Source organism: Algibacter sp., assembly GCF_049667265.1.
Taxonomy (GTDB): domain Bacteria; phylum Bacteroidota; class Bacteroidia; order Flavobacteriales; family Flavobacteriaceae; genus Algibacter_B.
This window is the reverse complement of the sequence record NZ_JBATHX010000053.1, coordinates 1-11,326: the sequence shown is the minus strand read 5'-3', so window position 1 is coordinate 11,326 and position 11,326 is coordinate 1. Positions and strand designations below refer to the sequence as shown.

The 11,326-nt window shown below is 32.2% G+C and carries 16 protein-coding genes; 10 read left to right on the top strand and 6 right to left on the bottom strand.

The window, feature by feature from the left end; translation table 11 throughout:
* From mutL to WBN21_RS01950, 5 genes are all read right to left on the bottom strand, one after another.
* Positions 1 to 386 (bottom strand): DNA mismatch repair endonuclease MutL (gene mutL / locus WBN21_RS01970; RefSeq protein WP_424197629.1); only part of this gene is annotated, 386 nt, incomplete at its 3' end.
* 3 nt (positions 387 to 389) lie between these two features.
* A complete protein-coding gene (locus WBN21_RS01965) occupies positions 390 to 677 on the bottom strand; it encodes a riboflavin synthase subunit beta (RefSeq protein WP_424197628.1) in 288 nt (95 codons plus the stop codon).
* A 28-nt stretch (positions 678 to 705) separates the two neighbouring features.
* Positions 706 to 939, bottom strand: a complete 234-nt coding sequence (locus WBN21_RS01960; protein ID WP_424197627.1) for a hypothetical protein — start codon at positions 937 to 939, stop codon at positions 706 to 708.
* 190 nt (positions 940 to 1,129) lie between these two features.
* Positions 1,130 to 1,615 carry a 6,7-dimethyl-8-ribityllumazine synthase gene (ribH, locus tag WBN21_RS01955; protein ID WP_424197626.1) on the bottom strand — a complete coding sequence of 162 codons (486 nt, stop codon included), beginning with the start codon at positions 1,613 to 1,615 and terminating at the stop codon, positions 1,130 to 1,132.
* A gap of 12 nt (positions 1,616 to 1,627) precedes the next feature.
* The gene (locus tag WBN21_RS01950) at positions 1,628 to 2,398 is read right to left on the bottom strand and encodes a tetratricopeptide repeat protein (protein WP_424197625.1); all 771 of its coding nucleotides are present in this window, start codon (positions 2,396 to 2,398) and stop codon (positions 1,628 to 1,630) included.
* A 139-nt stretch (positions 2,399 to 2,537) separates the two neighbouring features.
* Between WBN21_RS01950 and recF the strand changes: the two genes are divergently transcribed.
* The 6 genes from recF to WBN21_RS01920 all read left to right on the top strand — a co-directional run bounded on the left by recF (position 2,538) and on the right by WBN21_RS01920 (position 6,752).
* Complete coding sequence (recF, locus tag WBN21_RS01945; RefSeq protein WP_424197624.1) at positions 2,538 to 3,617, top strand: DNA replication/repair protein RecF; 1,080 nt, start codon at positions 2,538 to 2,540, stop codon at positions 3,615 to 3,617.
* A 224-nt stretch (positions 3,618 to 3,841) separates the two neighbouring features.
* A complete protein-coding gene (locus WBN21_RS01940; RefSeq protein ID WP_424197623.1) occupies positions 3,842 to 5,080 on the top strand; it encodes an NADH:flavin oxidoreductase/NADH oxidase family protein in 1,239 nt (412 codons plus the stop codon).
* A gap of 311 nt (positions 5,081 to 5,391) precedes the next feature.
* Positions 5,392 to 5,688, top strand: a complete 297-nt coding sequence (locus WBN21_RS01935; RefSeq protein ID WP_424197622.1) for a DUF721 domain-containing protein — start codon at positions 5,392 to 5,394, stop codon at positions 5,686 to 5,688.
* Positions 5,689 to 5,785: 97 nt separating this feature from the next.
* On the top strand, positions 5,786 to 5,977 hold the full coding sequence (locus WBN21_RS01930) for a cold-shock protein (RefSeq protein ID WP_067150460.1): 192 nt from the start codon (positions 5,786 to 5,788) through the stop codon (positions 5,975 to 5,977).
* A gap of 128 nt (positions 5,978 to 6,105) precedes the next feature.
* Positions 6,106 to 6,297, top strand: a complete 192-nt coding sequence (locus WBN21_RS01925; protein ID WP_072402704.1) for a cold-shock protein — start codon at positions 6,106 to 6,108, stop codon at positions 6,295 to 6,297.
* A gap of 263 nt (positions 6,298 to 6,560) precedes the next feature.
* On the top strand, positions 6,561 to 6,752 hold the full coding sequence (locus WBN21_RS01920) for a cold-shock protein (RefSeq protein WP_339894435.1): 192 nt from the start codon (positions 6,561 to 6,563) through the stop codon (positions 6,750 to 6,752).
* 81 nt (positions 6,753 to 6,833) lie between these two features.
* Here WBN21_RS01920 and WBN21_RS01915 read toward each other — a convergent pair whose 3' ends face one another.
* On the bottom strand, positions 6,834 to 7,253 hold the full coding sequence (locus tag WBN21_RS01915) for a nucleoside-diphosphate kinase (protein WP_424197621.1): 420 nt from the start codon (positions 7,251 to 7,253) through the stop codon (positions 6,834 to 6,836).
* 241 nt (positions 7,254 to 7,494) lie between these two features.
* On the opposite strand from WBN21_RS01915, the gene WBN21_RS01910 reads away from it, so the two are divergent.
* From WBN21_RS01910 to lgt, 4 genes are read left to right on the top strand one after another with little or no spacing between them, the layout of a single operon-like run.
* On the top strand, positions 7,495 to 8,514 hold the full coding sequence (locus WBN21_RS01910) for a DHH family phosphoesterase (protein WP_424197620.1): 1,020 nt from the start codon (positions 7,495 to 7,497) through the stop codon (positions 8,512 to 8,514).
* A complete protein-coding gene (gene gldI, locus WBN21_RS01905) occupies positions 8,507 to 9,049 on the top strand; it encodes a gliding motility-associated peptidyl-prolyl isomerase GldI (RefSeq protein ID WP_424197619.1) in 543 nt (180 codons plus the stop codon). Before WBN21_RS01910 ends, gldI begins: the two co-directional genes overlap by 8 nt.
* A gap of 1 nt (position 9,050) precedes the next feature.
* Positions 9,051 to 10,175, top strand: coding sequence for a peptidylprolyl isomerase (locus WBN21_RS01900; RefSeq protein WP_424197618.1), 1,125 nt, complete (start codon positions 9,051 to 9,053; stop codon positions 10,173 to 10,175).
* Between the two features lie 55 nt (positions 10,176 to 10,230).
* Positions 10,231 to 11,160, top strand: a complete 930-nt coding sequence (gene lgt / locus WBN21_RS01895; protein ID WP_424197617.1) for a prolipoprotein diacylglyceryl transferase — start codon at positions 10,231 to 10,233, stop codon at positions 11,158 to 11,160.
* Positions 11,161 to 11,326: the final 166 nt, after the last annotated feature.

Sequence of the window (11,326 nt, the reverse complement as noted above, 5' to 3'; positions counted from 1 at the left end):
CCTTCAATTACTATACTATTACCAACATCATCAAGATCTTGTTTCGTTTTTAGCTCCACATGTGCAATAGCCGCAATACTTGCCAAAGCTTCACCACGAAAACCTTTGGTATGTAATTGAAATAAATCTTCAGCACTTCTAATTTTGGATGTTGCATGACGCTCAAAACTCAATCTGGCGTCGGTGGTACTCATGCCATTACCATTGTCAATCACTTGAACAAGGGTTTTTCCAGCATCTTTTATAATAAGTTTTATAGTATTTGCTCCTGCATCAATGGCATTTTCAAGAAGCTCTTTAACTACAGAAGCAGGACGTTGTACAACTTCGCCTGCTGCAATTTGATTTGCAACATGATCGGGTAAAAGCTGTATAATGTCTGCCATATATTATTTAGGTAAGAATATAGATAAATCGAAATCGATGATAAACAAAAACACTAAAACAAGCACGGCTACAATAATTAAAATACGTCTGTTTACCTCTTTGTTTGGATTACTTTTTAAATCGTCAAAAGCATCATTAAATTTACCTTTCAGGCCTTTACTTGGCCCAACAGTTTTTCTAAATTCATCAAACTTATGTTTAATTTCAAAAGGGCTACCTTCACCATTATCATCGTAAGTACGAGGTGTGTAACTATATTTTTTGTTTTTGCGAAGTTTTAAAATTCCCATGATTTCTAAGTTTTTTATTAGTACAGTTTTACATGTATTTCTTTTCTAGTAAATACATACAAATCAATAATAATACCAAAATCAATACTAAAACCTTCATTGACATGGCGCCTCTTGTTTTTACTTTTGAGGCGGTACTTTGCTTCCATTTAGAAACAAAATCTTTGGTATCAGAATCTTTATCTAAACTAGAGTCTGCTTGACTTTCTTTTGAAAATCTGGATTTATAATTAAATGTTTTATTTTTTCGTTGTTGAAACAAAATCTAGTATTTCTCGTCTTTCCAAAAATACTTAAAAGTAGGCAGAAAGTGAAAGTTTAAGTGCCAAAAAATGTTAAGAAATCCTTTAGGGGAATTTCCAAAAAAAAATACTAAATCCCAAACAAAGCAAAGAAGTTTAAGAAAATACTTTTGGAATTTGTTTTTTTATAATGGGAATTGGAAAAACTGCTTAACTGTTTTTTCTAAGTTCAGCCATTTTTATTGCGGCAATAGCAGCTTCAGTTCCTTTATTACCATGTTTGCCACCAGATCGATCAATACCTTGTTGCATCGTATTATCTGTTAGTACACAAAAAATTACTGGTGTTTCATGTATTACGTTCAAGTCTTTAATACCTTGAGTTACGCCTTCGCAAACAAAATCGAAATGCTTCGTTTCTCCTTGAATAACACTACCAATAGCAATAACAGCATTCACCATTTGCTCTTGCATTTTTTTACAACCGTAAATTAGCTCAAAACTTCCTGGCACATTCCAACGGATAATATTATTAGGCAATACACCATTTTCAATTAATGCATTATAAGCGCCTTTGTATAAACCTTCTGTGATATTATCATTCCACTCAGAAACAACAATCCCAAACCGATATTTATTCGCGTTTGGGATTGATGCTTTATCGTAATCTGATAAATTTTTATTTGCCGTAGCCATAAATAGTAGCTATTATTTGTTTGCTAAAACCTGTGCTTTTCCTATAAAAACATCCACTTGGGATGCTTCCGTAGAGTTTGCATAATCATTTTTTATTCTTTCAAAATAGGCTAATGCCTTATCTGCTTTTCCTAAATCCAAAGCAATTGTTCCTGCTTTAAATAAATACATTGGCGTTGTAAATTCGTTATTACGCATTTCAGCAGCTTGCTCGTAATAGCCTAAAGCATCTTCGTTTTGGTTTAATTGCACAAAGGCATCACCAATATTTCCTTTTGCTAAAGGTGCTAAAATCTCATCGTCACTTTTAAAATCACTTAAATGCTCAACTGCATTTTTATAATCTTTCAATCTTAAATACGCAGTACCAGCATAATAACTAGCTAAATTAGCAGAAGGTGTACCGCTGTACTCCTCAATAATATCAAGCATACCAAATTTACCTTCACCACCATTTAACGCTAAGGTATAAAGTGAATCTTTAGAGGTTCCAGTTACAGCTTGGTCAAAGTATTTTTGCGCTTGAAACATATCATTCATGGCGGCTTGCTGTTTTGGCTTTGCAATATATTCTTTATATGCTAAAGACCCTAAAACCACAACTGCAACAAGACCAATTATAATAAAAATATATTTCTGGTTTTTTGCTACAAAATCTTCTGTTTTAGAAGCTGTTTCATCAAGTGTGTTAAACACCTCCGCAGTAGTAGAACCTTCTTCAATATTCTGTTGTTTCTCTACTTCTGTTTTTGGTTTATATCCTCTTTTCTTATAAGTTGCCATTATATGCTATCTAAAATTATTGTCGCGCAAAAATATAATTTTTCTTCATAACTAAAAGGGTATTTATTTGATATTTTTCAATAATTTGCACTTCTTTTCAAGAGTTTAACCCGAAAATGCTCTTAAAGTTGAATTTCATATGATTTTAAAATCACTTTCCTTACTCAATTACAAGAATTTCGATAGTAAATCGTTCATTTTCAACGATAAAATAAATTGTATTGTTGGTAATAATGGTATTGGAAAAACAAATGTGCTTGATGCTATTTATCATTTATCCTTCGGAAAAAGCTATTTCAACCCTGTTGCAACGCAGAATATTAAACACGAAGAAGAGTTTTTTGTGATTAATGGTGATTATAATAAGGATGAAAAAACTGAAAAAGTAGCGATTAGTTTAAAACGCGGACAAAAAAAAATTATAAAACGCAACGGTAAAGCTTACGAGAAATTTAGCGAGCATATTGGATTTTTACCATTGGTGATTATATCGCCAGCTGATAGGGATTTAATTATTGAAGGCAGCACCACACGAAGAAAATTTATTGACTCTGTGATTTCGCAAAGTGATAAAAATTATTTGAATCATTTAATAAACTATAACAAAATATTGGCTCAGCGGAATGCTTTATTGAAGTATTTTGCACTTAACCACACTTTTAACAAGGATACTTTAGAGGTTTATAACACGCAACTTACAGATTACGGAACGAAACTTTTTGAAAAACGTGATGCTTTTTTAAAAGAATTCATTCCTATTTTTAAATCGAGATACGAGGTTATTAGTAACGGTAATGAATTAGTCGATTTGGTTTATAGTAGTGATTTGTTTGAAGACGATTTAAACACCCTTTTAAAAGCATCGGTAAATAAAGATAAAGCGCTGCAATACACAAGTGTTGGTATTCATAAAGACGATTTACATTTTAATATTGAAGGGCATCCTATTAAGAAATTTGGCAGCCAAGGTCAACAAAAATCCTTCTTGATTGCTTTAAAGTTAGCACAGTTCGATTTTATAAAAGCGCAAAGTGGTGTGAATCCTATTTTATTACTTGATGATATTTTTGATAAGTTAGACGAACAACGTGTGGCGCAAATTATTAAATTGGTTGATGATGAAAATTTCGGGCAGCTTTTTATTAGTGACACACATGCTGAACGAACTGAAAATGCCGTAAAACAGGTGCATCAATCGTATGAGATTTTTAGGTTATGACGTTCTTTTTAGGTACTATTTCACGATTATTTTCACTCCATACTGCTTGATTTTATAAAAAATTTCAGTTAATTTCGTTCCTGTCTGCCGACAGGCAGGTAACATTGAATATATATCATTGTAACGATTTCATATCCGAAAACACGCCAGGCAAGGGCGAATTGTAAATTAGAGCATACTATAATAAATTGAATTTTATTTAAAACACTTTTGCAACTAATCCTATGAATGTATTACAAGAAGAAATGATTTTACCAAATGGAGTAATCCTAAGTAATAGAATTGCTAAATCAGCAATGAGTGAAAATTTATCTAACAAACATCATGAGCCAACACCTATTCTGATAAATGCATATAAAACATGGGCTCAAAGTGGTGCAGGATTATTGATTACTGGAAACATTATGATTGATTCAGAGGCAATTGGAGAACCAAGAAATGTAGTTGTTCAAAATAGAAAAAATATTAATATTCTTAAAGAATGGGCCGAAAGTGTAAAAGGCACAAATACGCATTTATGGGCTCAGATAAACCATCCTGGTAGACAAGCTATGGAACAAATTAACCGTAGTTTAAAAGCTCCTTCTGCTGTACCTCTAAAAACTGGTGGAAGAAAAAAAACAACAAAAAAAGTACCTGATGTTTTAAGTGAAAGTGAGATTCTAGAAATTATTGATGCTTTTGCCAATACATCTATAATATTAAAAGAAGCAGGCTTTTCAGGAATTCAGATTCATGGTGCACATGGTTATTTAGTTAGTCAATTTTTATCGCCTTATACAAATATTAGAAAAGATAAATGGGGAGGAACCTTAGAAAATAGATCCAGATTTGTCGTTGAAGTTTATAGAAAAATTAGAGAACGCGTAGGAAATAATTTTCCTGTGGGAATTAAATTAAACTCTACAGACTTTCAAAAAGGCGGATTTTCAGAAGAAGAATCCATGGAAGTTGTCAAAATCCTTTCAAAGGAAGGAATTGATTTAATAGAAATATCAGGAGGAACTTATGAAGCTCCAGCAATGATGGGAAAACGCAAAGAGAGCACAATAAAAAGAGAAGCTTATTTTATCGATTATATTGATAAAATAAGAAAAATAACAAATACTCCTTTAATGTTAACAGGAGGATTTCGAACTACTTCAGTAATGCGAGATGCCATTGCTTCTAATCAATTAGATATTATTGGAATTGCCAGACCTTTTGCTGTGTTCCCTAATATTGGGAATGAAATATTTAACGAAAGTCGAGCTGATTTTTCTACAAAAATTAAAAAAACAGGAGTTAAAGCAATTGATGGAATGATGAATATAATATGGTATGAATCACAGATAAAATTAATAGGACAAGGAAAAAAAACTAACCCTGAATTAAGTGGATGGTCTGTCTTTTTTAATTATTTATGGCTAATTATAGAGCATAAACTAATAGGTAAAAAAAATATAGTGCCAAACAATGTATAAAATAATTACTTAGTTTTAGTATTAAATAAAGATTGTTGCACGTTTATTAGGTCCTATTTTTCTGCTCAAAATCCTTCCATGTAAATACGCAACTATTCAAGAACTGTGGTAAAAACCAAAAACAAGACAAGTTATATTAAAAAAAACAAGCTAGCAAACACGCCTGCGTTAGGGATTGAAGTGGAAAGCCAACAGCCCGACGAAGGAGGTGTGAGGACTTGGAACGAAAAGCCCGACCCTTGTGGTAACGCCCAAATATTTTTAATACTTTTACAAAACAAATAACTTTTTATAACACGCTCAAAATAACCATGGCAAAACGCAACAACGAAAACCTTAGTATTAGCGACGCTTTAAAAGAGTTTGTTGAAACCAATAAGCTTGAAAAGGGTTTAAACAAAGTGAATGTGGCTGATGCTTGGGCAAGCCTTATGGGTAATGGCGTTAACAACTACACTACGGCTGTAAATTTAGAGCGCGATACTTTATATGTGCAACTAAGTTCCAGCGTTTTAAGAGAGGAATTAAGTTATGGGAAAGCGAAAATAATTGACATGCTTAACGAAGAACTGGGCAAAGTGATTATTAAAAAACTGGTTTTAAGATAATTACAGTTTTTACCTACCTATATTTTTTTTAACAAAAAGCTACACTTTATTATTTTTTATATTACATTTGTAACTTAAATTTTTTAATACAAATACAATGAGTAAAGGTACCGTAAAATTTTTCAATGATTCTAAAGGATTTGGATTTATCGTTGAAGAAGACAACAACAAAGAACATTTCGTACACATTTCAGGATTAATCGATGAAATTCGTGAAGGTGATGTTGTAGAATTCGATCTACAAGAAGGTAGAAAAGGATTAAACGCCGTAAACGTAAAAGTAGTCTAAACGATATACTATTTCACAATTACAAGTAAGAGCCTATCATTTTTTTTGATAGGCTTTTTTTGTTTTTAATGTTTTTTAACAAAATTGCAGTATATTTGCAGAATATTAATTATTATAATACAAATACAATGAGTAAAGGTACCGTAAAATTTTTCAATGATTCTAAAGGATTTGGATTCATAACTGAAGATGACAACAACAAAGAACATTTTGTACACATTTCTGGATTAATCGATGAAATTCGTGAAGGTGATGCTGTTGAATTCGATTTACAAGAAGGTAAAAAAGGATTAAACGCAGTAAACGTAAAAGTAATCTAAGGATATACTATATAACAATTACAAATAAGAGTCTATCATTTTTTTGATAGGCTTTTTTTTTGCATTAGACTTTCTTAAAAAATAAAACAAACTATAGAATTTAGTTGTGACATTGAACGCAGTCGAAATGCTTAGGTTTTCAAAACATTAAAACTTCGACTTCGCTCAGTTTTACAAGTATTGACCACTTTTTCAGACAGATTGCTTTTTTTGGCATGCCATTTGCAATACACTAAGTAATTAATAATTTAATACATATTACAATGAGTAAAGGAACAGTAAAATTCTTCAACGATTCTAAAGGATTCGGATTTATAACAGAAGAAGGTTCAAACACCGAACATTTTGTTCACATTTCTGGATTAATCGATGAAATTCGCGAAGGCGATATCGTAGAGTTCGATCTAGAAGAAGGTAGAAAAGGCTTAAACGCCGTAAACGTAAAAGTAGTTTAGTAAAACATACAGTACTTTTTAAAACAAAAACCCCACAACTTTGTTGTGGGGTTTTTTATTTTATATAAAATTGAATTCTACTTAAAACTGCTCTCTTCCTGAGAAATGAAATGCACTTTCAATAGCAGCATTATCATCGCTATCACTTCCGTGTACTGCGTTTTCACTAATAGAATCTGCAAACATTTTTCTAATAGTTCCTTCGGCAGCATCATCAGGATTGGTTGCTCCAATTAAGGTTCTAAAATCGTCAACTGCATTTTCTTTTTCTAAAATTGCTGCTACAATTGGTCCACGCGTCATGTATTCTACTAAATCTGCGTAAAACGGACGCTCACTATGAATTGCGTAAAATTCTTGCGCATCAGTAGTTGTCATTTGGGTTAGTTTCATTGCTACAATTCTAAATCCTGAAGCTGAAATTTTTTCTAAAATTGCGCCAATGTGTCCTTTTTCAACAGCATCTGGCTTAAGCATTGTAAATGTTCTATTTGTTGCCATTATCTTTTTTTTATGTGCGTGCAAAAGTAATATATTTCTATGAAATTGCAATAATTCTATTTGAACTGATTCAAATTAGCTACAAAATGCACTTTTAACTAATTTTTTACTTTTTTTAAAATTTCGATGCCGATTTGTGCTTTTCAAAAAAAACTCCAATAAATCAAAAAGCCTATATTTTTCACTTCAATTACACATGATTAAATCCGTTCATTTTAAAAAATTCGTATCTTCGTCAGCTATGAACAAACAAGACATTTCAAGCATAAAACAACTTTTATCTTCTAAGAAAAAAATTGTTATTGTGCCACATAAAAACCCAGATGGTGACGCTATTGGATCATCTTTAGGCCTCTATCATTATTTAACAAAGGGCCAGCATCAGGTGCAAGTTATTGTTCCTAATGATTATCCTTCGTTTTTGAAATGGATACCAGGAAGCGACACTATTTTGAAACATGATTCGCAAACCGATACTTGTGATGATTTACTTAAAGATGCCGATATCATTTTCACTTTAGATTTTAATGCTTTACATAGAACAGGTAATATGGAAAAGGTTTTGGCTGAAAGTAAAGCCATGAAAATAATGATTGACCACCACCAAGCACCTGACGACTATGCTAAATATACTTATAGTGATGTGAGCATGAGTTCGACTTGCGAAATGGTTTTTAATTTTATTGACCTATTAGGAGACGCTGATATAATTGATAGTGATATTGCCACTAGTTTGTATGTTGGCATAATGACAGATACTGGCTCGTTTAGGTTTCGATCCACTACCAGCAAAACCCATACTATCATAGCAAAACTTATTGAAAAAGGCGCGGACAATACCGAAATTCATAATAATGTTTATGACTCTAATAGTTATAAACGATTACAATTATTAGGCTGTGCGTTAACCAATTTAAAAGTGGTTCCAGAATCGAGAACGGCATATATTACGCTTTCTCAAGAAGAGCTCCAGAAGTATGATTATAAAAAAGGCGATACTGAAGGTGTTGTTAATTACGGATTATCGTTAGATGGTGTTGTGCTTGCTGCTATTTTTATTGAAGATAGAAATGAAGGTATTATTAAAATTTCATTACGCTCTAAAGGAAACTTTTCGGTAAACGAAATGTCTAGAGCGCATTTTGAAGGTGGCGGGCATATAAATGCGGCAGGTGGCAAAAGCCATTTATCATTAGAAAAAACGGTTGAAAAATTTATTAGTATATTGCCTAGTTACAATAAAGCCCTAAATGATGAATAAATTACTAACCTTAGCCCTAGTTTTGCTAGTTTTTAGCTGTAAAACTCCTGAAGCTAGACGACCAATTTCTGTAAAATCTGGTTCTTTCATTGATGCCTCTGTAGAGCGTAATAAAAAGCTTAACGCCAAAGAACAAGCGTCCATTGAAAAAATAATGAAACTAAATAAGAATGATTATATCGCCTCTGAAAGTGGTTTTTGGTATTATTACAATAATAAAACCGAAATAGACACACTACAAACACCAAATTTTGGCGATATTATCAACTATAACTACAATATTAAATCGCTTAATGGTAACGTTATTTATTCTACCGAAGAATTAAAAACGCAAACCTACGCCATGGATAAAGAAGAGCTATTTACAGGACTTCGTGAGGGTTTAAAACTTATGAAAGCTGGCGAAACGGCTACCTTCCTATTCCCTTCTCAGAAAGCTTATGGCTATTATGGAGACGAAAACAAAATTGGGCGAAACACACCTTTAATTTGTGAAGTTACTGTAAATTCAATTACCCTAAATCAAACTAACTAACATGCTATTTAAAAATTTTATTAAAGTTTTACTACTTACACTTGTAGTAAACCTAACGTCTTGTAAGGTGCAATATCCTGAACTTGAGGATGGTTTATATGCAGAATTCATAACCAGCAAAGGTGTTATGGTTGCCAAATTAGAACAAGAAAAAGCACCAATAACCGTGGCAAATTTTGTGTCTTTAGCAGAAGGTACAAACACCATGGTAAGCGAAAAATACAAAAAGAAGCCATTCTATAACGGTACTATTTTCCATCGTGTTAAGGATCAATTTATGATACAAGGTGGCGACCCTTTAGGTACGGGACAAGGTGATCCGGGTTATAAATTCAACGGTGAGTTTCATCCAGATTTAAAACATGACCGACCTGGAATTCTTTCCATGGCTAATTCTGGTCCTAATACGAATGGTAGTCAATTTTTTATTACGGAAGTCCCAAAATCTCATCTTGACAATAAATACAATGTGTTTGGTGAATTAGTTTTAGGTTTGAATATTCAAGATTCCATATCGAATGTAAAAACCGACAACAGCGATAAGCCAATTGAAGATGTTGTTTTAGAGGAATTAAATATTGTTAGAAAAGGCAAAGCGGCCAAACAATTTGATGCACCAAAGGTTTTTGAAAATCATTTTAAAGCAATAGAACGTCAAGAAAAAGAAAAAAAGACCAAAGCTGTTGCAATTTTAAAAGCCACTCAAAATAAATTTGAAAAGCAAAAAGCAAAAGCAATAACCCTAGATTCTGGATTACAATATTTTGTTTCAGAAAAAGGAACTGGCGAGCCAATAACTGAAACCTCGGAAGCTTTAGTGCATTACGCTGTTTATTTTGAAGACGGAAAACTACTAGAAACCAGCAGTTTAGAAACCGCTAAAAAGCTTGATGCTGTTAACGAAAAACGTAAAGCCGCAAACCGATACCAACCTATAAATGCTGATGTTGGTCCAGATGCAAAAATGATTTCTGGGTTTAAAGAAGGGCTGCAACAATTAAACGTTGGCGATAAAGCTACTTTGTTTATTCCATATCATTTAGCCTATGGAGAAGCAGGAACAAGAGGTATCCCAGGGAAATCAAATATTATTTTTGAAGTTGAGGTATTGGAACTTCTTAAATAAATTTTAACATTAAAGCTACTATAAAACTTTATATTTACGCTGAAAAACAAAACCTATGCACGCATTAAAATTTGATTGGAACCCGATAACAGGAATTGACATTGTTGGAAACTTCAAGATCCACTTTTATAGCTTAATGTGGGTATTTGCCTTTATAATAGGTTGGTATATAATGAAACGTATTTTTACTAAAGAGAAAGTGTCTTTAGATTATTTAGATCCATTATTTATTTACACGGTTATAGCAACCATGCTTGGCGCAAGATTAGGCCATGTTTTGTTTTATCAATCTGAATTAATTTCTGAAGATTTTTTTAGCATCTTTTTGCCTTTTAAATTTAAAGGCGGATTTGAATTTACAGGTTTTCAAGGACTTGCAAGTCATGGCGCAGCTATTGGAATTATAATTGGCATGTATTTATATAGAAGAAAATATAAATATAAATCGGTCCTTTGGATTTTAGATCGTGTTGTAATAACAGTAGCTTCTGGAGCTGTATTTATTAGAATAGGAAATTTTATTAATTCCGAAATAATTGGAAAAATAACAGATTCTAATCTAGGGGTTCGTTTTATACAAGACCAATATTACAAAAGAGAAATTGTACAACTTACTGGCATTAAAGATGTTCAAAAAGCTTATCACGCGGTAACTGATAATCCGCAATTTCAAAATTTATTAGATGCTGTGCCATACAGACATCCGTCGCAATTGTATGAATCGTTTTGCTATATTTTTGTATTTTTAATTTTATGGTATTTCTATTCTAAAACTACTAAAAAGGATCAACCTGGGTTTTTATTCGGTTTGTTTTTAATTCTACTTTGGACCATTCGTTTCTTTATAGAGTTCACTAAAGAGCCTCAAGGTGAAGAATATATTAATTGGTTTGAATTAAATACTGGGCAATGGTTAAGTATTCCTTTTGTTCTGATTGGGTTGTATTTTATGTTTGTTTTCAAATCGAAAAATGTGGTAAGATAATATGTTTTTAAAGCGCTTTTTTTTCTTTTTAACGCTATCCTTAACCATAGTTTCTATAGGCTGTAAAAAAGATAAAAAAGTAATTAAGCAAACCGAAGTTGCTTTTACTAAAGAAAGTGAACTTACTATTCTTAAAGCCAAAGACTCCACAAAAGTGACTTTAGAT

Coding starts and splice junctions, on each gene's coding strand:
- WBN21_RS01910 (WP_424197620.1), top strand. CDS start 7,495: ATGAACAAACAAGACATTTCAAGCATAAAACAACTTTTATCTTCTAAG.
- WBN21_RS01940 (WP_424197623.1), top strand. CDS start 3,842: ATGAATGTATTACAAGAAGAAATGATTTTACCAAATGGAGTAATCCTA.
- recF (WP_424197624.1), top strand. CDS start 2,538: ATGATTTTAAAATCACTTTCCTTACTCAATTACAAGAATTTCGATAGT.
- lgt (WP_424197617.1), top strand. CDS start 10,231: ATGCACGCATTAAAATTTGATTGGAACCCGATAACAGGAATTGACATT.
- WBN21_RS01935 (WP_424197622.1), top strand. CDS start 5,392: ATGGCAAAACGCAACAACGAAAACCTTAGTATTAGCGACGCTTTAAAA.
- WBN21_RS01915 (WP_424197621.1), bottom strand. CDS start 7,253: ATGGCAACAAATAGAACATTTACAATGCTTAAGCCAGATGCTGTTGAA.
- WBN21_RS01950 (WP_424197625.1), bottom strand. CDS start 2,398: ATGGCAACTTATAAGAAAAGAGGATATAAACCAAAAACAGAAGTAGAG.
- WBN21_RS01900 (WP_424197618.1), top strand. CDS start 9,051: ATGCTATTTAAAAATTTTATTAAAGTTTTACTACTTACACTTGTAGTA.
- WBN21_RS01965 (WP_424197628.1), bottom strand. CDS start 677: ATGGGAATTTTAAAACTTCGCAAAAACAAAAAATATAGTTACACACCT.
- WBN21_RS01930 (WP_067150460.1), top strand. CDS start 5,786: ATGAGTAAAGGTACCGTAAAATTTTTCAATGATTCTAAAGGATTTGGA.
- WBN21_RS01925 (WP_072402704.1), top strand. CDS start 6,106: ATGAGTAAAGGTACCGTAAAATTTTTCAATGATTCTAAAGGATTTGGA.
- ribH (WP_424197626.1), bottom strand. CDS start 1,615: ATGGCTACGGCAAATAAAAATTTATCAGATTACGATAAAGCATCAATC.
- WBN21_RS01920 (WP_339894435.1), top strand. CDS start 6,561: ATGAGTAAAGGAACAGTAAAATTCTTCAACGATTCTAAAGGATTCGGA.
- gldI (WP_424197619.1), top strand. CDS start 8,507: ATGAATAAATTACTAACCTTAGCCCTAGTTTTGCTAGTTTTTAGCTGT.